Origin of the sequence: Pseudonocardia sp. HH130629-09, from assembly GCF_001294645.1 — a bacterium.
GTDB lineage: Bacteria > Actinomycetota > Actinomycetes > Mycobacteriales > Pseudonocardiaceae > Pseudonocardia.
Genome location: NZ_CP011868.1, coordinates 1,859,888 through 1,879,304, shown reverse-complemented (window position 1 = coordinate 1,879,304; position 19,417 = coordinate 1,859,888). Strand labels below are relative to the sequence as shown.

At 76.0% G+C, this 19,417-nt stretch carries 21 protein-coding genes; 14 read left to right on the top strand and 7 right to left on the bottom strand.

The annotated features are described in order from the left end of the window. Positions 1 to 143: 143 nt before the first annotated feature. From XF36_RS08540 to XF36_RS08520, 5 genes are read left to right on the top strand one after another with little or no spacing between them, the layout of a single operon-like run. On the top strand, positions 144 to 932 hold the full coding sequence (locus XF36_RS08540) for a sugar phosphate isomerase/epimerase family protein (RefSeq protein WP_060711571.1): 789 nt from the start codon (positions 144 to 146) through the stop codon (positions 930 to 932). Continuing rightward, entirely contained in the window at positions 929 to 2,026 is a 1,098-nt protein-coding gene (locus XF36_RS08535) for an ABC transporter substrate-binding protein (RefSeq protein ID WP_082375273.1), read from the top strand. The genes XF36_RS08540 and XF36_RS08535 overlap by 4 nt, the downstream gene beginning before the upstream one ends. After that, the gene (locus XF36_RS32280) at positions 2,023 to 3,036 is read left to right on the top strand and encodes an iron chelate uptake ABC transporter family permease subunit (protein ID WP_238589180.1); all 1,014 of its coding nucleotides are present in this window, start codon (positions 2,023 to 2,025) and stop codon (positions 3,034 to 3,036) included. Before XF36_RS08535 ends, XF36_RS32280 begins: the two co-directional genes overlap by 4 nt. Then, positions 3,033 to 4,112, top strand: coding sequence for a FecCD family ABC transporter permease (locus XF36_RS30230; protein ID WP_168169481.1), 1,080 nt, complete (start codon positions 3,033 to 3,035; stop codon positions 4,110 to 4,112). Before XF36_RS32280 ends, XF36_RS30230 begins: the two co-directional genes overlap by 4 nt. A gap of 2 nt (positions 4,113 to 4,114) precedes the next feature. Further along, complete coding sequence (locus XF36_RS08520) at positions 4,115 to 4,906, top strand: ABC transporter ATP-binding protein (protein ID WP_238589179.1); 792 nt, start codon at positions 4,115 to 4,117, stop codon at positions 4,904 to 4,906. Positions 4,907 to 5,078: 172 nt separating this feature from the next. Here XF36_RS08520 and XF36_RS08515 read toward each other — a convergent pair whose 3' ends face one another. Further along, positions 5,079 to 6,320 carry an MFS transporter gene (locus tag XF36_RS08515; protein WP_060711569.1) on the bottom strand — a complete coding sequence of 414 codons (1,242 nt, stop codon included), beginning with the start codon at positions 6,318 to 6,320 and terminating at the stop codon, positions 5,079 to 5,081. Between the two features lie 158 nt (positions 6,321 to 6,478). Here XF36_RS08515 and amiA point away from each other — a divergent pair, with 158 nt between their 5' ends. The 5 genes from amiA to XF36_RS08495 all read left to right on the top strand — a co-directional run bounded on the left by amiA (position 6,479) and on the right by XF36_RS08495 (position 11,390). Continuing rightward, positions 6,479 to 6,598, top strand: coding sequence for a streptamidine family RiPP (amiA, locus tag XF36_RS34795; RefSeq protein ID WP_255357096.1), 120 nt, complete (start codon positions 6,479 to 6,481; stop codon positions 6,596 to 6,598). A gap of 100 nt (positions 6,599 to 6,698) precedes the next feature. Further along, positions 6,699 to 7,541: a hypothetical protein gene (locus tag XF36_RS32275; RefSeq protein ID WP_060711568.1), complete on the top strand. Its 843-nt coding sequence runs from the start codon at positions 6,699 to 6,701 to the stop codon at positions 7,539 to 7,541. Next, the gene (locus XF36_RS08505; RefSeq protein ID WP_060711567.1) at positions 7,538 to 9,037 is read left to right on the top strand and encodes a CocE/NonD family hydrolase; all 1,500 of its coding nucleotides are present in this window, start codon (positions 7,538 to 7,540) and stop codon (positions 9,035 to 9,037) included. The genes XF36_RS32275 and XF36_RS08505 overlap by 4 nt, the downstream gene beginning before the upstream one ends. Beyond that, positions 9,034 to 10,395, top strand: a complete 1,362-nt coding sequence (locus XF36_RS08500) for a YcaO-like family protein (protein WP_082375271.1) — start codon at positions 9,034 to 9,036, stop codon at positions 10,393 to 10,395. Before XF36_RS08505 ends, XF36_RS08500 begins: the two co-directional genes overlap by 4 nt. Beyond that, positions 10,392 to 11,390 (top strand): hypothetical protein, encoded by a 999-nt coding sequence (locus XF36_RS08495; protein ID WP_060711566.1) that lies wholly within the window; start codon positions 10,392 to 10,394, stop codon positions 11,388 to 11,390. The genes XF36_RS08500 and XF36_RS08495 overlap by 4 nt, the downstream gene beginning before the upstream one ends. A 19-nt stretch (positions 11,391 to 11,409) precedes the next feature. Here XF36_RS08495 and XF36_RS08490 read toward each other — a convergent pair whose 3' ends face one another. Continuing rightward, positions 11,410 to 12,387 (bottom strand): proteasome assembly chaperone family protein, encoded by a 978-nt coding sequence (locus tag XF36_RS08490; RefSeq protein ID WP_020624380.1) that lies wholly within the window; start codon positions 12,385 to 12,387, stop codon positions 11,410 to 11,412. A 147-nt stretch (positions 12,388 to 12,534) separates the two neighbouring features. On the opposite strand from XF36_RS08490, the gene XF36_RS08485 reads away from it, so the two are divergent. Then, on the top strand, positions 12,535 to 13,833 hold the full coding sequence (locus XF36_RS08485; RefSeq protein WP_060711565.1) for an MFS transporter: 1,299 nt from the start codon (positions 12,535 to 12,537) through the stop codon (positions 13,831 to 13,833). A gap of 56 nt (positions 13,834 to 13,889) precedes the next feature. Here XF36_RS08485 and XF36_RS32270 read toward each other — a convergent pair whose 3' ends face one another. Further along, positions 13,890 to 14,606: a PadR family transcriptional regulator gene (locus tag XF36_RS32270; RefSeq protein ID WP_168169480.1), complete on the bottom strand. Its 717-nt coding sequence runs from the start codon at positions 14,604 to 14,606 to the stop codon at positions 13,890 to 13,892. Positions 14,607 to 14,897: 291 nt separating this feature from the next. On the opposite strand from XF36_RS32270, the gene XF36_RS08475 reads away from it, so the two are divergent. Beyond that, a complete protein-coding gene (locus XF36_RS08475; RefSeq protein ID WP_060711563.1) occupies positions 14,898 to 15,287 on the top strand; it encodes a hypothetical protein in 390 nt (129 codons plus the stop codon). A gap of 99 nt (positions 15,288 to 15,386) precedes the next feature. Here XF36_RS08475 and XF36_RS08470 read toward each other — a convergent pair whose 3' ends face one another. Continuing rightward, positions 15,387 to 15,884, bottom strand: coding sequence for a MarR family winged helix-turn-helix transcriptional regulator (locus XF36_RS08470; RefSeq protein WP_060711562.1), 498 nt, complete (start codon positions 15,882 to 15,884; stop codon positions 15,387 to 15,389). Between the two features lie 120 nt (positions 15,885 to 16,004). On the opposite strand from XF36_RS08470, the gene XF36_RS08465 reads away from it, so the two are divergent. Together XF36_RS08465 and XF36_RS08460 are read left to right on the top strand one after the other, a co-directional pair. Continuing rightward, positions 16,005 to 16,448, top strand: a complete 444-nt coding sequence (locus tag XF36_RS08465; protein ID WP_020624641.1) for a CBS domain-containing protein — start codon at positions 16,005 to 16,007, stop codon at positions 16,446 to 16,448. 200 nt (positions 16,449 to 16,648) lie between these two features. Next, positions 16,649 to 17,044 (top strand): DUF1232 domain-containing protein, encoded by a 396-nt coding sequence (locus XF36_RS08460; protein ID WP_060711561.1) that lies wholly within the window; start codon positions 16,649 to 16,651, stop codon positions 17,042 to 17,044. On the opposite strand, the gene XF36_RS32265 is transcribed toward XF36_RS08460, so the two are convergent. The 3 genes from XF36_RS32265 to istA all read right to left on the bottom strand — a co-directional run bounded on the left by XF36_RS32265 (position 17,020) and on the right by istA (position 19,383). Further along, positions 17,020 to 17,181 carry a hypothetical protein gene (locus XF36_RS32265; RefSeq protein WP_168169479.1) on the bottom strand — a complete coding sequence of 54 codons (162 nt, stop codon included), beginning with the start codon at positions 17,179 to 17,181 and terminating at the stop codon, positions 17,020 to 17,022. The genes XF36_RS08460 and XF36_RS32265 overlap by 25 nt on opposite strands. A 94-nt stretch (positions 17,182 to 17,275) precedes the next feature. Then, a complete protein-coding gene (gene istB / locus XF36_RS08455) occupies positions 17,276 to 18,127 on the bottom strand; it encodes an IS21-like element helper ATPase IstB (RefSeq protein ID WP_060713594.1) in 852 nt (283 codons plus the stop codon). Next, positions 18,124 to 19,383: an IS21 family transposase gene (gene istA / locus XF36_RS08450; protein ID WP_145981219.1), complete on the bottom strand. Its 1,260-nt coding sequence runs from the start codon at positions 19,381 to 19,383 to the stop codon at positions 18,124 to 18,126. Before istA ends, istB begins: the two co-directional genes overlap by 4 nt. Between the last annotated feature and the right edge of the window lie 34 nt (positions 19,384 to 19,417).

The window sequence follows — 19,417 nt, the reverse complement described above, 5'->3', positions numbered from 1 at the left end:
GGGGGTCCTCGCCTGTCTCAGCGACAGGCCGTCATCAGCTCAACCTGGAACAACGTCCATGGACATCACATCTAGGAGAAATCGGACAACGGGTGACGTACGTCGCTGGATCGCGCAAACGACAATGACTACGGTTACCGACCATGGTGCTTCTGGGGTTGGCGTCGGTCACCTTCCGTGAGAGATCCGTACCGGACGTCGTGCGCCTGGCGGTCGACGCCGGGTCCGAGGTCGTGGAGTGGGCCGGGGACCGGCACGTCCGTCCCGGTGACCGGGCCGCGGCGTCCGCGGCCCGCGGTGCGTGCGCGGGCGCCGGGCTGCGGATCGGGACCTACGGCAGCTACCACAAGGCCGGGGCGTCGGACCCCGAGGCGTTCGCCGCCGTCGTCGCGACGGCGACCGAGCTCGGCGCCCCGCGGGTGCGGGTCTGGGCCGGGACCGCGGCCTCGGCCGACGTGTCGCCCGTCGAGCGCGCCGCGACGGTGGACGCGCTGCGGCGCTGTGCCGACGCCGTCGCCGAGCAGGGGATGGGGCTGCTCGTGGAGCACCACGTCGAGTCCCTCACCGACGGGCTCGACACCGCGCTGGCGCTGCGTGCCGAGGTCGACCACCCCGCCCTGGTGACCCACTGGCAGCCGCGCGAGCTGCCCGACACCGACGCCTGCCTGGCCGAGGTCCGCGCGCTGCGCCCGCGGACCGTGCACGCGTTCTCCTGGGGGGCCGACGGCTACACCGAGCGGCTGCCGCTCGCCGACCGAGCCGACCTGTGGGCCCCGGTGCTCACCGAGCTCTCCGCGCAGTCCCGCGAGGACGGCACCGACACCGAGGTGCTGCTGGAGTTCGTCCCCGGCGACACCGCCGCCTCCCTGCTCCGCGACGCCGCCGCGCTGCGCGACCTGCGGGCCGGACGCGACCTGGCCGGTGCGCGATGAGCCGCCGCCCGGACCCCCGTCCCGTGCCCGCCGGTGCGGGCGACCAGCCCGCCGCGGCCCGATCCGCCGCCTCGCGCCGATCCGCCCGGTCCACCGCGGCCCGGGTCTCCCGCGTCGCCGCGGTGCTGCCGGTCGCGGTGGTCGCGCTGCTGCTCGCCGGCTGCGGCGGGTCGGCCGCGCCCGCCCCGCAGACGCCCGCCGACCGGCCCGCCGTCAGCCGCGACGTCGCTCCGCTGGAGCCCGCGCTGTCGGTGACCGACCCCCGCGGCACCACCGTCACGGTGCCGGCCCCGCCGAAGCGCATCGTCTGTCTGACCGGCCTGTGCGACGACATGGTCGTCGAGCTGGGCCTCACCCCGGCCGGGACCTCCACCCCGGCCCTGCTGGAGAACCCCGTGCTGCTCGGTGACCGCGCCGCGCAGGTCCCGACGGTGAAGGGCAGCTTCGGCAGCGAGGACGTCGAGTCCATCGCCGCGCTGCGTCCCGACCTCGTGATCGGGCTCGGCGGTGTGCACGAGCCGCTGCGCGCGGCGATCGAGCGGTTCGCCCCGCTCTGGCTGGTGCAGCCCACCACCTGGGAGGAGTCGGTCGGCTACCTGAGGAACCTGGGGTCGCTGACCGGCCGCACCGCCGAGGCCACCGCCGGGGAGCAGCGCTTCCGCACCAGCCTGGCCGACGGCGTCGAGCAGGCCCGCGCCACCGGCCAGGCCGACCGGAAGGTGCTGCTGATGTACGGCAGCGCCGACACGATCGGCGTCGACACCACCGACACCGTCAACGGGAACCTGCTCGCGACGCTCTACGACTACCCGTTCGTCCCGCGTGGCGCCGACGTCGAGACCGCCAGCACCTACAGCGTCGAGGAGATCCTCGCCCAGGCCCCGGACGTCGTGTTCGCGTTCTCGCTGCTGTTCTCCTCCGCCGACCGCACCCTCACCGACCAGCTCGCCGACAACCCGGTCTGGCAGCAGGTCCCGGCCGTGCAGGCACGCCAGGTGCACGAGATGGACCCGCGGCTGTGGGGCAGCGGGCGTGGCACCCGCAGCCTCGGTGCGATGGTCGAGCAGTCGCTGGCCGTGGTCCCCGGGCGGTGAGACGGCTCCTGGTCCTGCTCGCCGCCGCGCTCGGGGCGGTTCTGCTCACCGCGCTGGTCCTCGGGACCGGCACCCCGACCGTCGCACCGCACCGGCTCCCGGCCGTGCTGGGGGCGGCGGGCGGGGTCGAGCACGTCGTGGTCACCGAGCTGCGGGTGCCGAGGCTCGTGCTCGGCGTGCTCACCGGCGCGGCGCTCGGGCTGGCCGGGCTGCTCCTGCAGGACGGCCTGCGCAACCCGCTCGCCGTCCCCGAGCTGCTCGGGGTCTCCTCCGGGGCGGCCGCGGCGGTGGCGATCACGATCGTCACCGGGCTCGCGGTGCCCTACGCGCCGCTGCTGCCCGCGGTCGTCGGGGCCGTCGTCGGGGGCGGGCTCACCCTGCTCGCGATCCGCGGCGCCGTCGGCCCGGCCGCGGTGCTGCTCATCGGCGCCGGGGTCGGCGCGGCGCTGCAGGCGTTGCTGCTCGCCGCGGTCGCGATGACCGGGTCCACCGAGCAGGGCGTGCTCGTGCGCTACCTGCTCGGCTCGCTCACCGGCACCACCTGGGCCACCGTGACCCCGGTGCTGCCCGCGCTGGCGGTCGCGTTCGTCGCGGCCGTCGCGGTGCTGCCGCTGCTGGGGCCGCTGCGGCTCGGCGACGACGCCGCCGCGGCACTCGGGCTGCGCACCGGTGCGGCCCGGGCCGCGGTGCTGGGGGTGGCCTGCCTGCTCGTCGCCGCCGTCGTCGGCCCGGCCGGGCCGGTCGCCTGGGTCGGCTTCCTCGCCCCGCAGCTGGTGCGGGCACTGCACCCGGTGGCCCGGCCGCTGCCGCGGGCGGTGGGCTGCGCCGCGGCGGGCGCGGCGGTGGTCGTCGCCGCGGACCTGCTGGCCCGTACCGTGCTGTACCCGGTCGAGCTGCCGGTGGGCGGGTTCACCGCCGGGGTCGCGGTCGTCGCGGGCGGACTGCTGCTGGCGTGGCGACGTCCGCGGGCCGTCCGCACGGCCCGTACCGGCGCGGTGGTGGCCCGGTGAACCGGCCGGCCGGGCGGGCGACGGTCGGCCGGGTCGCGACGGTCGCGTCCCGGTTCGCCCTCCTCGGGACGGCCGCCGCGGCCGCGGCCCTGGCCGGGCTGCTGGTCGGCACCGCGGTCGGGCCCGGCACCGCCCTCGCGGCGCTCGCCGGGACCGCGGACCCGCTGGCCACCGACCTCGTCGTGGGTCTGCGGATGCCGCGGGTGCTGGTCGGGCTCGCGGCCGGTGCCTGCCTCGGCGTGGCCGGCACGGTCCTGCAGGCGGTCCTGCGCAACCCGCTCGCCTCACCGGAGGTGACCGGGGTGGGGTCCGGTGCGGTGCTCGGTGCGGTGCTGGGGACGGTGCTCGGCGGCCCGGTCGGCACCCCGCTGGGTGTGCTCGTCGTGGCGCTGCTCGGCGGGACCCTCGGCGGCGGTGTGCTGTGGCTGCTCGCCGGCCGGGCGGCCGGGCCGGGCACCGCGGACCCGCTGCGGCTCGCCGTCGTCGGGGTGCTCGTGTCGGCGGTGCTCGGCGGGACGACGTTGCTGCTGCTCACCGCCCGCCCGCAGCTGGCGGGGTCGATGGTGCGGTGGCTGGTCGGCTCGCTCAACGGCCGCGGTTGGGAGCACTGGGACGCGCTGTGGCCGGTCGCGCTCACCGCGGTGGTCCTCGCGGTGCTGCTCGGCCCGGTGCTCGCCGTGCTCGGCGTCGACGACGACCACGCCCGCGGCGTCGGCCTCGCGGTGTCCGGGTGGCGCTCGGCCGCGGTGCTGCTGGCCGTGCTCGCCACCGGCGGCGCGGTCGCGGCGGTCGGGGCGCTCGCGTTCGTCGGGCTGCTCGCCCCGCACCTGGCCCGCGCAGTGCTCGGGTCGCGGGGCGCGGGCGATCCGCGGCTGCTGGTGCCCGCGGCGGCGCTGGCCGGGGCCGGGACGGTCGCCGCGGCCGACGTCGTCGCCCAGCTGCTGACCGCGCTCGCCCCGGCCGGTGACCGGCCGATCGGGGTCCCCGCGGGAGCGGTGACGGCGGTCGCCGGCGCCGTGGTGCTCATCGGGATCGTCCGCCGACGGTCCCGCACGACGGTGGGAGGTGCGCTGTGACGGTGCTCAGGGCCGAGGGGGTGACGGTGTGCTTCGACGGGCGCACCGTGCTCGACGGCGTCGACCTGGCGGTGGACCGCGGACAGTGGCTGTCGCTGGTGGGACGCAATGGCTGCGGCAAGACGACGCTGCTGCGGGTGCTCGCCGGGCTGCACCGGCCCGATGCGGGCTCCGTGCACCTGGTCGACCGGCCGCTGGCCGGGACCCCGCGCCGGGAGGTGGCGAAGCGGGTCGCGGTGCTCCCGCAGGCACTGCCGCCGCTGGGCGGGGTCACCGTGCGGGCACTCGTCGCCCAGGGCCGCTACGCGGTCCGCGGGCCGCTGGGCATGCTCGGCGGCGGTGCCGACGCGGCGGTCTCCGAGGCGCTGGCGGCCACCGGCACCCGGGCGTGGGCCGACACCCCGGTCGAGCTGTTGTCGGGCGGGGAGCGTCAGCGGGTGCGGATCGCGCTCGCCCTGGCCCAGGACGCCCCGGTGCTGCTGCTCGACGAGCCCACCACCTACCTCGACGTGCGTCACCAGCTGGAGGTGCTCGACCTCGTCCGGGAGCTGCAGGTGCAGCGCGGGCTGACCGTCGTCGCGGTGCTGCACGACCTGGCCCAGGCCGCGCGGTGCGCGGACCGGATCGTCGCGCTGCGCGACGGGCGGGTGCACGCCGACGGGCCGCCCGGCGACGTCGTCGACGAGCGGCTGCTGGCCGAGGTGTTCGAGGTGCGCGGGGTCGTCTCGACCCACGAGGGTCGCCTGACCTGCAGCTACCTGGACTCCACCCCGGCCCGGCCCGTCAGCGCCTGACGGCCCACCCACCTCGCCGGGCGTGGCGCGCCACCCCCGGGCGGGTCGCCGGTGCAGCGACGTGCACGTTTTCGCCCCTGCGAGGGCGGAAAAGTGCATCTCGCCGGTCGGGCGCGCGTCGGGATCGGTGCTGCAGGCCACGGGGCGGGGTGTCCCGGACGGGGTCGTCCGGTCAGCCGCGGGCGGCTCGGCGCAGCGGCGGGGTGAGCCAGGCCAGCGCGACCCCGGCGGCCAGCACCGCGGCCCCGGCCCCCAGCCCACCGCGCGGGCCGGCCTGCGTCGTCGCCACCACTCCGGCCAGCGCCGCGCCGGCGGGGGTGCCGAGGCCCCAGGACAGCATCCGCGCGGTCGTCGAGACCCGGGCGCGGGCGTGCTCGGGGGTGACCTGCAGCCGGTAGGTGACGGCGTTGAGCACGACCGTCGAGTAGGCCGCCCCGAACGCGGTGGCGGCGAGCAGCGCGGGGACCCAGTGCGTCGCCGAGACCACGGCGACCGCGCAGGCCAGTGACACCGGCAGCCCGGCCAGCGCCAGCCGGGCCCCGCCCCAGCGCTCCGACAGTCGTGGGACCAGCCGGGCCGCGGCCAGCCCGCCGACGCCCCAGCAGGCGAACAGCAGGCCGAGCCGGGCGTCGCCGTCGGCGCGGATGCCGAGCACCCGGTCCGCCCACGGGACGGTCATCGCGAGCCAGGCGCCGCCCGCGACGGCCTGGGTGGTGCCGACGAGGGTCAGCGTGCGCACGACCGGGTTGCCCCACAACAGGCCCAGGCCCTCGCGGACGTCGGCGAGGATCCGGGTCGGTGCGCGGGTGCCGGGCCCGGGGGACAGGCTCCCGGCGATCGAGCGGATCAGCAGCGCGGAGGCGACCGCGGTGAGCGCGGTGACCGACAGCAGCCCGGCCGGGGCCAGTGTCGCGACCGCGAGCCCGGCCAGCGGCGGCACGAGCAGCTCGACGACGGTCGTCGCGCCGTAGAGCGTGGAGAACGCCGCGGTGATCCGGTCCGGGCCGACCAGCGTGGGCAGGGCGCCGAAGTTCGCGGCGTCGAAGAAGACGAAGCCGGTCTGCACCGCGACCGCCGTGCCGAGCACCTGCCACGGGGTGAGCACCCCCGCCCACCACGCGAGCGGGATCCCCGCCAGCACCAGCCCGCACGCCAGGTCGACGCCGACCATCAGCCGCCTGCGGTCGACCCGGTCGGCCAGCGCACCCGCGAACAGCCCGAACAGCAGGTAGGGCAGCGCCTCCGCGGTCGCGATCGCCGCGGTCCAGGCGGGTGAGCCGGTCAGCCGGTAGACGAGCACGGGGAGCGCGACCGCCGCGACCAGCGACCCGGCGACCGCGACGACGCGGGCGGTGAGGTAGCGGCGGAGATCGGTGCGTTCCTGCGCGGGGGCGGTCGGGGCCGTCTCGCTCACGAGGTCCTTCCGTCAGGGTTGCGCGAACCATAGTGTGAAACGAGAGTCATCTCCAATAGTAACGACGAGAGATGTGCCACTGTTGAGAACCGATGTCGATTGTGGTCAGGATGTGACGGTCCGGAACCGGACGATGTCACCCACTGGAGGAGAAAACGATGAAGGACATCTTCACCGAGCTCGAGGCCGAGCGCGCCCTGCCGCACAACTCCGCGAGCCACTCCAACGCCCTCGTCGAGAACCCGTTCTCGACCGAGCAGGCTGCCGAGCAGGAGTGACACACGCCGCGGGCCCGGCACCGGTGACGGTGCCGGGCCCGCGGTCTGCCGTGACCGACCGACGGACCAGGGAGTGCCAGTGGAACGACTGCGACCGGGCGTGAGCGTCTTCGAGGTCCCCGGACGGGGCTCGGCGCTGCGGGAGGCGTCCGGCCGGCTGCGCGGGGTCGACCTGCCGCGCGACACGGTCGAGGCACTGACCCGCTGGTTCGACGGCGTCGACCCGGTGCCGCCGCCGGGGCTCGACCCCGAGCGGGGCGCGTTCGCCGCGGCCGGCTACCTGGACGAGACCCCGCCGCCGCGGACTGCCACCGTGACCGTCGCCGGGCGGGGGGCGCTGGCCGACGCGGTCGCCGCCGCGCTCGCCGGGCCGGGGATGCAGGTCCGGCGCCGGGACCTGGACTCCCTCGCCGCCGCGCTCGCCGGCGAGGCCGGGACCGGCGCCGCCACCGGCACGGGCACCGGCACCCCGACCGACACCGCGACCGGGACCGGCACCGATGCGGTGTGCGCCGTCGCGGACGGACCCGCACCGGTCGCCTGGACCGAGCTGGACATCCTGCCCGCGCGCGGGACCGCCTGGTTCCGGCTCGCCGTCGAAGGACGGCACGGCATCCTCGAACCCCCCGCCGTGCACCCCGGCGACGCCGGGCACGCCGACGTCCGCGCCCGCCGCCTCGCCGCGGCCGGATCCGGGCACCCGCACCTGCTCGCCTACTGGGACGCCGCCCCCGCCGCCCCGACCGGCCCCGGTGACCACGCCCTGCTGGCCGCGCTGCTCGCCGCCGACGTCCACGCGTGGATCGCGGGCCACGACACCCCCGCGACCGGCGACCTCGTGCCGGCAGCCCTGCCGGCACGACGCCGTCTGCGGGTGGTCGACCTCGACACCGCCGCGATCGCCGACCACGCACTGCTGCCGGTGCCCGACAGCGCGTCGTGACCGAGACCGGCCTGACCGACACCGGCCTGACCCAGCCTCACCTGACCGAGCTCGACCTGCCCGGCGCGGACGGGGTCCGGCTCGCCGCGACCCTCGTCCGCCCCGCCGCCGCGACCTGGCCCGCCGTGCTCGTCCGCACCCCCTACGGCCGCGAACGCCTGCTGCCCGAGGCCCGCGGCTGGGCCGCGCACGGGTTCGGCTGCCTCGTCGTCGACGTCCGGGGCCGCGGCGGCTCGACGGGGGAGTTCCGGCCCTACACCCACGAGACCGACGACGGCGTCGCCGTCCTCGCCGCGCTGCGCGCGATCCCCGGCTGCGACGGGCGGATCGTGCTGGCCGGTGCGAGCTACGGGGCGCACTGCGCGGTCGCAGGCGCCCTCGCCGACCCCGACGTGTGCGGGGTGCTCGCCGCGGTCCCCGCGCTCGGGCCCGGGGAGACCGCCCGCGAACCCGGCGGCGCCGCCCGGCTGGCCTGCCGGATCGGCTGGTGGTCCGAACACGGTGATCCCGGACACGGTGCGGGCGCTCCGCGCGTCGCCCCGTCGGCGACCGCGACGCTGCCGGTCACCGCGGCGCTGGCGCCGGCCCCCACCGGCTGGCCCGAGCTGTGGGACGTGCCCGAGGAGACGCCCTGGCTGTGGGACGGGATCGCGCGGGCCGCGATGCCGCTGCTCGCCGTCGGGGGTACCGCGGACCCGTTCGCCGCCCGCACCCGGGAGCTCGCCCGACGCTGGGGCGGACCGTCCCGGCTCGTCCTCGGGCCGTGGGGGCACGAGCTCGACGCCTCCGCGCCCGGCGCCGTCCTGGCCGGCCGGCGGATCGGCGCGGTCTACGCCGCCTGGGCCCGCGCCGCGGTCGGCAGACCGCCGCGGGGGCGCGGCGCACTCGTCGCGGTGGGGGAGAGCGGGCGGTGGGTGCGCGCCGGTGACGGGCCGACTCTCGCGGTCGACGCCGTCCAGCCCGGTGGGTTCCCGGTCGCGTTCGTCGCCGACCCGGGTCGGCCGGTGCGGTCCCGGCCGCCGGGCGCGCCGCTCCCCGCCGCCCCGGATCCCGGGCCGGACGCCCATCCCGGCGACCGGGTCCTCGCCCACACCCCACCGCTGCCGGCAGGGGCACTCGCCGGGCCGCTGGTCGTGACCGTCACCGGTGACACCGACGCCCCCGACGCCGACTGGGTCGTGCGGATCGGGCTGCGCGGCCACGACCTGGTCACCGCCGTGCACCGGCACCGCGGCCCGGCGACGCGGGAGGTCGTCGTCACCACCCCGCCGGTCGGTGCCGCGCTCGACGAGGGCGACCGGCTGCGCGTCGAGATCGCCGGGCACCACTGGCCCGCGCACGCCCGCAACCCGCACACCGGGCAGGACCCGGCGCACGCGACGGAACTGCGCGCCGACCACCGCACCGTGCACGCACTGCGGCTGGACCTGCCGCACGTCCGACCCGGCCGCGACGAGGTCGCCGCGGCCGCCATCCCCGAGGAGGTCACCCTGTGACGGCACCGACCGTTCCCGTACTGCCGGTGGAGGCGCTGGTCGACCCGCTGAGCGGGATCGTCCGCCGGCTGGTCGACGTCGCCCCCGTCCCGGGGCTGCCCGCGGCCTACACCGCCGTCACCGCGGAGGTGTCCGACGCGCGTCGGCTCGGCGCCTGGCCCGCGGACCGGGTCAGCCTCGGCACCACCTTCGGCGACCGCGACGGTGCCCGCACCGCCGCGCTCGGCGAGGCGGTCGAGCGCTACTGCGGCAACCGCGTCCCGCGCGACCTGCCGCTCACCACGGCCGCGGAGCTGCGCGCCGCGGGAGACCGGTGCTGGGGGCCCGAGGAACTTCCGCTGCTCGCGCCCTGGCAGGACGGACGCCCCTACCGGCGCCTCACCGACGACCTGCCGATCCGCTGGATCGCCGGCGTCGAGGCCGACGGGCAACCGACCTGGCTGCCCGCCTCCTGGGCGCTGCTCAACCACCACAGCGGCGCCCGCCGCGACGAGCCCCGCTTCCACCACCTCAACTACGCCGGCATCGCCACCGGCGACGGCGCCACCGACGCCCACCGCCGCGGCCTGCTCGAGCTCGTCGAACGCGACGCGCTGGAACGCTGGTGGCACCTCGGCCTGCCCTCCCACGGCATCGACCGGGCCTCGGTCCCCGGGCTCGACGCCGCGCTGGCCGGAGCCGCGTTCGACGTCCACCTCGTCGAGCTGCCCACCGAGTACCCGGCCGCCGTGGTCGGGGCCGTCGTCGTCGACCCGGAGACCGGGATCGTCGCCGGGGGCGGCGCCGCCCGCTTCGACGCCGCCGAGGCCGCCACCAAGGCGGTGCTGGAGGCCGTGCACACCTGGGTCTTCACCCGCGGCCTGCTCGACCTCGACGGCTGGGTGTACGCCTCGATCGACGCCGGGGTCCTCGCCCGCGGCCTCTACCTCGACCACCGCGCCGACCGCCACTACCGCGACGACGCGGGCGAGCGCTACGCCGCCGTCCGCGACCTCGGCGCCCAGGTACAGGTGTGGCTCGACCCCCGCGTCCAGGAGGAGCACCTGCCCCGGTTCACCGCGCCCGCGACCCACGGCCCGCTGCGCACCGGCCCCGCCGGGGACCTCGCGTCGCTGACCTCGGCGCTGCTCGCCGGCGGCCACCGCATCGCCCGTGTCGACCTCACCACACCCGACGTCGCCGAGACCCCGTGGCGGGTGGTCCGCACCTGCGCCACCGGGCTCGTCCCGAACGCGCCCGCCGCGTTCCGGTACTGGGGGCTGCCCCGCTGGCGCGACACCGCCCGCGCCCACGGCCTCGACCTCGACCCGGCCACCGGGCCCGACGGGCTGGTGCACTGCCCGCCGCCGTTCCTGTGACGGCGCCGACCCAGGACACCGCCGCGGCGTTCCGGCTCGCCTGGTCCGGTGCCGACCCGGGCCCCACCGACCACACCACCCGCCCCGCCGAGGCGGCCACCGCGACCCGGCCGGTGCCCCTGGCCCGCGACGGTGACGGCACCGGTGCACTGCTCGCGCTGTCGCTCGCCGCCGACCCCGACCGGGTCGTCGGCGGGGTGCGGCTGCGCCGGGTGCCCTCGGCGGGCGGCCGCTACCCGGTCGACGCGCGGGTCGGCGGACGTGTCCACGACCCGCTCGCGCACGCCCTCGACGGCGGACCCGCGACCCCGGACCGGACCGGACCGGACCGTGCCGAACCGGGCGGCCACACCGACGTCGTCCTCCACCTCGTCCCCGAGCGGACCGTGTGGCGCTACGGCCCCCGCTCGCTGCCGGTGCTGCTGCTCGACCTCGGCCACGCGGCCGCCGCCGTCCTCGCCGCCGCGGCGACCCTGCGCCGGCCGCGCACGGCCCACCTCGTCCCCGACGGCGCCCGCTCCCGCATCGTGCTCACGACCGGCCCCGGCCCCGACGACGCCGTCGGGCTGGGCACCAGCGCGGACCCGCACCCGGCGGCGGTGCTCCGCGCGCGCCGGTCGGCGCCGTTCGAGAACCTGCGCCCCCCGGTCGCCGACCCCGGACTCGACCGGGTCGCCCGGACCCGGCTCGGCGCGGGACAGTATGCCGCCGTGCTCGGCGCGGGCCACCCCCTGCTGGCCGCGCTGACCCGGCGGGCCTGCGGCCTGCCGGACCTCACCGGCGTCGGCGGGCTGCTCGTCGTCACCGGGGACGTCGACCCCGGCCCGGACACCGTCGCCCAGCACGTCCGGGCCGGGCTCGCCGTCCACGACGCCTGGCTGGCCGCGACCGCGGCCGGGCTCGCGGCCCGCCCGGTCGGCTGCTGGGTCGAGGCGGTGCTGCGCGGTCCCGGCGGCCGGGGCCGGGTGCAGCACGCCCTCGCGCTCGGCGGCTGAACCGCCGGGGGCGGACCGGTCAGGTCGCGGGCGGCAGCGGGGGAGCGGGCGGCTCGTGCGGCGGCTCGTCGTCGCCGGACTTCCCGCCGGGCTTGTCGTCGCCCCCGCCGGCGAGGAACCGCTCGAACTCCGCTGCCAGCTCGTCGCCACTGGGCAGCTCGCCGCCCTCCAGACCGTCCCGCAGGTCACCGGACTCCCGAGCCGCGACGACCTGGTCGTACTGCTCCTCCAGCGCCGACACGACCTGCCCGACCTCCTCCGACCCCGCCATCTGCTCGGCGATCTCGGACTCCGCCTGCTCGGCGGCACGGGTCAGCGTCTCGGTCGGCAGGTAGAGCCCCGCCGACAGCCCCGCGTGGTCCAGCAGCACCCGCGCGGCCTGCGGGTACGCCGAGCGTGACAGGTAGTGCGGCACGTGCACGGCGTAGCCCACCACGTCCTGCCCGGCCTGCCCGAGGCGGTACTCCAGCAACGCGGCCGCGCTGCCCGGGACGTCGGCGGTCGCGAACCACGGGGTGTGGCCCTCCACCAGCTCCGGGCGGGTGCCGTGCGCGGTCACCCCGATCGGACGGGTGTGCGGCACGGCCATCGGGATGCCCTGCAACGTGATCACCAGCCGGACCCCGAGCTGCTCGACCAGCAGCCCGACCGCGGCGACGAACCGCTCCCACTGCATGTCCGGCTCCGGACCGGCGAGCAGCAGGTACTGCGTGTCCCCGGTGTCGGTCAGCGCGACGACGTCGAGCTCCGGCGGGTCGTAGTCGGCCCAGCGGTCGGTCTCGAACCGCAGCGGCGGGCGTCGCGACCGGTAGTCCACGAGCTGGTCGACGTCGAACCGGGCCACCCGGACCGCCTCGCGCTCGTCGGTCAGCGCGCCGACCGCGAGCGCACCGGCGTTGCCGGCGTCGACGAACCCGTCCAGCACGACGATCAGGACCGGCTCGTCGAGAGCCGGCGCGGCCGGGTCGACCTGGTACAGCTGAGCGGGATCGAGCACCGGCGTCCTCCGAGTCGTGGCGTGCACCGCGACCCTATCCGGAGCCCCCTACCGGCTGCCCGGTCACCATGTGACCACCGACCCCGTGTGACACGACCCCGCCAGGACACCCCGGACCGCCGGGATGGACCAGAATGGCCGTCCGTCATGCACTCGTCACGTCGCGCTTACCTCGTCTGGTCCGTCGGTCTGTTCGCCTACGTCGTGGCGGTGCTGCACCGCAGCTCGTTCGGTGTCTCCGGGCTGGAGGCGGCCGACCGGTTCGACGCGTCCCCGACCGTGCTCGCCGGCTTCCTCGTCCTGCAGCTGCTCGTCTACGCCGCCCTCCAGGTGCCGGTCGGGCTGCTCCTCGACCGCTTCGGCGCCCGCACCATGGTGCTCGCCGGCGCCGTCACCATGACCGCGGCGCAGGTGCTCGTCGCCGTCGCCACCTCGCTGCCGCTGGCCGTCGCCGCTCGGGTGCTCGTCGGCGTCGGCGACGCCCTGACCTTCATCTCGGTGCTGTCGGTGCTGTCCACCTGGTTCCCGCCGCGCCGGGTACCGCTGATGACACAGGTCACCGCCCTGCTCGGCCAGTTCGGCCAGGTGCTCTCCGCGATCCCGCTCGCCACCGTCCTGCACGCCTACGGCTGGACGACGGCGTTCCTGTCCGCCGCCGGGATCGGTGTCGTCGCCGCGGTCGCGGTGCTCGCCGTGTTCCGCGACCGCCCGCCCGGCAGCCCCGCCCCGGCGCCCGCGAGCAGCCCCCGCGAGGTCCTCGACGGCCTCACGGGCGCCTGGGCCCACCCGGGCACCCGGCTCGGGCTCTGGTCGCACGCCGGCACCCAGTTCTCCGGCCTGGTGTTCGCGCTGCTCTGGGGCGTGCCCTACCTCGTCGCCGGGCAGGGGATGAGCCCTGCCGGTGCGTCGGTGATGCTGACCCTGCTCGTCCTCGTCGGTGCCGTCGTCGGGCCGGTGTTCGGCGAGTTCACCGCCCGCCACCCGCTGCGCCGGTCCTGGCTCGTGCTGTCGGTCATCGGCGCGACCGCGCTGGTGTGGACGGTCGTGCTGCTCGTCCCGCCGCCCGCGCCGCTGTGGCTCCTCGTGCTGCTCGTGGTGGTGCTCGCCGCGAACGGCCCCTGCTCCGCGGTCGGCTTCGACTACGCCCGGACGTCCAACCCCGCGCACCGGCGCGGCACCGCCGTCGGGATCGTCAACGTCGGCGGGTTCACCGCCTCGCTCACCACCACGCTGCTGGTCGGGCTCGTGCTCAGCATGTCCGGCGGCTACACCCCCGAGGCGTTCCGGCTGGCCTGGCTCGTGCAGTTCCCGATCTGGGCGCTGACCGCCGTCGCGGTCGTCCTCGCGCGACGCAAGGCCCGCCGGGTCATGGCCGCCGAGGGCACTGTCGTCCCGCCACTCCGGGAGGCGCTGCGCCGCAACCGGCGCCGGAGACGGGTCCGGTAGACGACGACGGGGGCGGGACCCGATCGGCCCCGCCCCGTCCCCGCCTGGCGGTCTGCTCACTCGGCCAGAAGCCGGTACAGCGCCTTGCGCGCTTCGGTCAGCGCCTCGGTCGCGGACGCCACCTGCGCCTCGGAGCCGGCCTCGGCGACCTGCCGCGCGGCGGCGGCGAGCCGGCCGAGCTCGGTGACCAGACCGCTCGCCGGGTCGGACTCGGCGTCCTCGGCGTCCTCGGCGAACGGCGCCCACACCGCGTCGAGCTCCGCGCGGTGCTCCTCGACGTGCCGAGTGCCCTCCTCGGTCAGGTGCACGACCCTGCGGCCCTCGGTCTGCTCGGAACGCACCAGACCCTCGTCCTCCAGCTGGGACAGCATCGGGTAGACCGAGCCGGGGCTCGGCTTCCACTGCCCGCCGGAGCGGCCGGTGATCTCCTGGATGATCTCGTAACCGTGTCGCGGGCCGTCGGCGACGACCGCGAGTACCGCGGTGCGCACGTCGCCGCGGGCACGCTTGCCGCGGCGGCCGCGATGCCCACTCGGGCCGAACCCGGGGCCGAAGGCGCCGGGCCCGAACCCGCCCGGGCCGAAGGGGCCGCCGGGGCCGAACGGCCCACCGGGGCCGAACGGCCCACCGGGGCCGAACCCGCGGCCGGGGCCGAAGCCCCGCCCGTCAGGGCCACGTCCTCGGCCGCGGGTGCGGCCCCGGCGGTGGCCGGGTCCGCCTTCGTGGCGGGTGTCGTCACGGTCGTCGCCGTGGAAGTCGGGGGTGTCGTGCATGGCTGCCTCCTCCGGGCTGCAGGGGAACCCGGCGCCGCGGTGGCCCCGGGGGTGTCGGTGGGTGCGGGGCCCGAACGGGCTCCGGAACATGTCGCGCGTGGTCATGACGCGTCGTCCTCTCGTCGTGAGCCTCCCTCTTCGATCGGCTCGTGTGCCATAACGATATATCGCGACTGCTCGCCGATGCAACATGGATTGCCCGCGAATCTCCTGAGGGTGCGCGCGGCGGACCGTGGCGGGTTCACTGTCCCGGCGGGCCGGCGGGCGGCCCGCCGGACGTGAGGAGGAGTCGTGGGCCGTCACGACGCAGGGGCCGGTCCGGCCGGCGAGGCACCGGAGGACGGCGAGGCGCCGGAGGACGGCGAGGCGCCGGAGGACGGCGAGGCGCCGGAGGACACTGCCGAGGAGATCGACCTCAGCGAGGTCTCCGCCGAGCAGCTGCGGGACCGGCTCTCCGCGCGGTCCGACGGCCGCGACGACCAGGTCGTCGCGGCCGCGCGCGAGCTGCGGGCCAGTCTGGACCGGCTCGGTGACGGGCTGGCGGCGCGGCGGGCGGCGCTCGTCGGACGGGCGGGGGAGATCGCCAGGGCTGCCGTCCCCTATGTCGGCGGCGCCGTCGCGACCGGGGTGGGGACGGTGCTGGTGGTGCGCCGGGTCCGCCGTCCGCGCCGCAGTCGGTAGGTCGCAGTCGGGTAGTGCGGCGCGGTCCGACCCGGGCCGCTGCGGGGTGGCGGCGGCCGAGCTCGGCGCACACCCGCAACGGGGCGAAGCCCGGCAGGCTCAGCGCTGGCCGGCGGTCCGGTGCGCCGAGGTCGGGGGCGTCGTCGGGCCTGTCGCGTCGGCCAGCGCGCTCAGCAGCTCCGCCGCACCCGCCCGTCGCTCGGGCGGCACCCGGTCCAGCAGGTCGGCGACCGCGGCGCGACGGTGGGCGTCGATCTCGCCGATCAGCTCCCGTCCGGCCGGGGTGAGCTCGACGAGCAGGTGTCGCCGATCCTCCGGGTCGGGCCGACGGTCGACCAGACCGGCCCGGCCGAGACGGACGAGGACGCGGGTGGCGTTCGACGGGTGGACGTCGAGCTCGCGCCCGACCGCGGCGACGTTGGTCTGCCCCGCCTCGGCGATCAGCATGAGGACCCGCAGCTGGGGCACGGTCACGGCATCCCCGGCCGCCGCCACTGCGCGCACGCTGATGCCGGTGAACGCGCGCGCGAGCGCCAGGCCCGCCTCCACCGCCGCGCCGTCCAGGTGATCCCGATCTCGGTCGTCCGTGTCGATCATCCCCGTCCACCTCCCTCACCAGCGATCTTTACTCCGCGCTGACCGTTGCGTCGATCAATCTTTGTCATTGCACAACTACTGCGCAAGCGCAACAATAGGGGCCGTCGAAGGGAGAGTTCCATGAAGGTGTCGGACATCCTGCGGATCAAGGGCGACACGGTGCAGACCGTGTTGTCGTGGAACACCATCGCCGAGGCCGCGACCCGCCTCGCCGGACCGCCGGCGATCGGCGCGCTCGTCGTCTCCGACGACGGCCGTCGGGAACGCGTCGACGGCATCGTCTCCGAACGCGACATCGTGCGCCGGCTCGCCACCGACGGCGCCGGCCTGCTCGACCTCACCGTCGGCGACATCATGAGCCGGCACGTCGTGACCTGCTCGCCGGAGGACTCGCTCGCCGACGCCATGGGGCTGATGAACCGCTGGCGGCACCGCCACCTGCCCGTCGTCGACGGCGGACGGCTCGTCGGGATGATCAGCATCGGTGACGTCGTCAAGCAGCGGCTGGCCGAGATGAGCACCGAGGCCGGGGTGCTGCGCGACATCTACCTGGCCTCGCACTGACCCGCACTGACCCGCACTGACCCGCACTGACCCGCACTGACCCGCACTGACCCGCGCTGACCCGCACTGACCCGCGCTGACCCGCGCTGACCCGCGCTGACCCGCACTGGCCCTGGACCGCACGACCGCCCCGGTCGTCCCCGGTGTGACGTGACCGTTTCGCCGGGAACGACCGGGGCGAGCCGTGCGTTGAACCGGACATGACTGCAGCGAGTGCCACCGCAGGTCGCCGCGCCGGCCGCACGGCCGCGTTCGCGACGCTCTTCCGTGCCCTCACCCGTCGTGGCCGCCCCGGCGAGCCCGGACCCGTCGAACGGTTCCGGGCGCTGCCCGCCATGGTCGGCGACGCCTGGCGCGGCACCTATCCGCACCTGGGCAGGGGCCGGGTCGCCCTGTTCCTGGCCGCGCTGGCCTACCTGGTGTCGCCGGTCGACCTGGTGCCCGAGGCGTTCCTGACCGTGTTCGGCCTCGGCGACGACGCGATCGTCGCGATGTGGCTGGGTGGGGCGCTGCTGGTCGAGGCCGACTGCTACCTCGGGTGGCGGCGGACCGCACCGGCGGTCGTCGACGGTCAGGTACAGGTCGACCGGACGTAGTCCCGGATCCGCTGTGCGGCGGCCTGGTACTCCGGGTCCGTCCGTTCCTGGGCGATCCCCGGGGCGCGGGCGACGGCGAGGGTGTCCCCGCCGTTGGCCTCCAGCAGCGCCAGCTGACGCTCGACGAGCTGGTCCACCCGCTCGAAGTCCGCGCGGATCTCCTGCGGTGCGAGCGAGGAGTGACCCCGTAGCGACGGATTGGAACTGACCCCCGGCGTGGTGTGGTGATGGTCAGTCGTTGCTGGCGCGGTTGTGTTTGGCCAGGAGCTCGCGTCGGGCGCGGGTGCGGTAGGAGTCCCCGGACAGGGTCAGGACTTCGGCGTGGTGGACGAGGCGGTCGATCATGGCTGCGGCGACGACGTCGTCGGAGAAGGTCTCGCCCCAGCGGCCGAAGGGCAGATTGCTGGTGACCATGACGCTGCCTTGTTCATAGCGGGAAGCGATGAGCTGGAAGAACAGGTTCGCTGCGTCCTGGTCGAACGGGATGTAGCCGACCTCGTCGATGATGATCAGTTTGTAGCGGCGGATCTTCTTCAGCTCGGCCTCGAGCCGGCCGCTCTGGTGCGCGGCGGCGAGTCTGGTGATCCAGTTGCTGGCGGTGTCGAACAGGACCGAGTAGCCGGCGTGGGCGGCTTTGACGCCGAGCCCGATCGCGAGGTGGGTCTTCCCGATCCCGGGCGGGCCGAGCAGGATCACGTTCTCGCACTTGGCGACGAACGTGCTCGTGGCCAGGTGGGCCAGGATGTCGCGGCGCAGCGAGGGCAGATGGTCGAGGTTGAAGTCCTCCAAGGTCTTGACCTGGGGGAAGTGCGCGGTGCGGATCCGCATGACCGTGCCCTTGGACTCGCGGTCGGCGACCTGGCGCTGCAGCAGCGCGCCCAGATACTCCTCGTGCGACCAGTTCTCCTCACGGGCCTGGGCGGCAAGCTGTTCCCAGCTGGCCGCGATGGTCGGGGTCTTCAGGACCCGGGTCAGGTAGGCGATCATCGCCGGCAGTCCGTCGGGGACCGCGGCCAGCACCGGACCGGCCGGCCCCGAGCTCCCAGCGGGGTCGGTGGTGATCTTCGGTGGTGTGGTTGTCATGAGCTGCTCGCTTCCTCGGCAGTGGAGACGAAGTCGACACCGAACAGGGCGTCGTAGTCGGGCAGTGCGCGCAGGGTCACCGGGTGGCCGTCGAGGTGACGGCGTGCTGCGGCCTGTCGGGTGTTGCGGTCGTGGGCCAGGGCGCGGCGCATCGCCGCGGCGGTGTGCTGGTGCGCCGGGTCGGTGATCACCGCGTGGCGGGCCCAGCTGCGGTCGTGACGGGCGACGACCTGGCCGGCGCAGTAGACGACGACCTCGCGCGGTGAGGCGGCGACATCGACGAACCGGCCGATCATCTGCGGATCCACGGAGTAGTCGTTGGCATCGACGCGGACGTAGTAGTCCCGTGCCAGCCGGATCCGCTGGGCCAGCCCGATCGGCGGGTCCAGCGGCGGCAGCGGAGTCATCGCCGCGTAGTCGTGGGCGAGCACGTCCACCGGGCGGCCGCCGATCGCTCGGACGGTGCGGGTGTTGGCCCGGGCCAGCCAGTCGTCGATCTGGTGGTTGAAGTCGGCTGGGGAGGCGAAGCGACGTCCGGGCAGGAACGAGGTCTCGAAGTAGCCGTTGTTGCGTTCGACCAGCCCCTTGAACTCCGGATCCCGCGGTGGGGCAAGCCGGATCCGGGTGGCCAGAGTGCCGGCGAACGCAGCGGCCGGTGCCGAGACCCGCCCGGTCCCGCCGATCGCAGACTCCCGGTCCCAGACCAGCGTGCGGGTCACCCGCCCGACGTCGCTGATCAGCTGCCACATCCCGGACAGGATGTCCCCGGCCTGGCGCGAGGGGATCATCGTCGCGGACAAGAACCGCGAGTAGCCCAGCGTCATCACCAGCACCGGTAGGACCCGTTCCTGGCCTGGGCCGACGGGGATCGTGGTCTCGGGGAACCACAGGTCGCACTGGGTGATCTCGCCCGGTGCGTAGGCGACCCGGTCGACCGGGTCGATCCCGACATACTCGGGGCGGATCTGGCGGATCCGGTCCTTGAGCACGGTCAGCGAGTGCTCCCACCCGATCCGCTCTGCGATCACCGTGGCCGGCATGCGTGGGAACTGCGCCAGCAATGCCCGCACCTGCGGCTCGACCGCATCCGCCAGCGATCCCCGCGGGCCCCGTTCCCGCTTCGGCGGGCCCGGCGCCCGCAACGCGGAGCGCACCGTGTTGCGGGCCACCCCCAGCCGGCGGGCGATCTCCTTGATCGGGACACCCTCGGCCCGATGCAGACGACGGATCTCGGCCCAGTCCTCCACCGACAACACCCCCTCAGCGTCGTGCAGAGGGGGTCAATCCCAA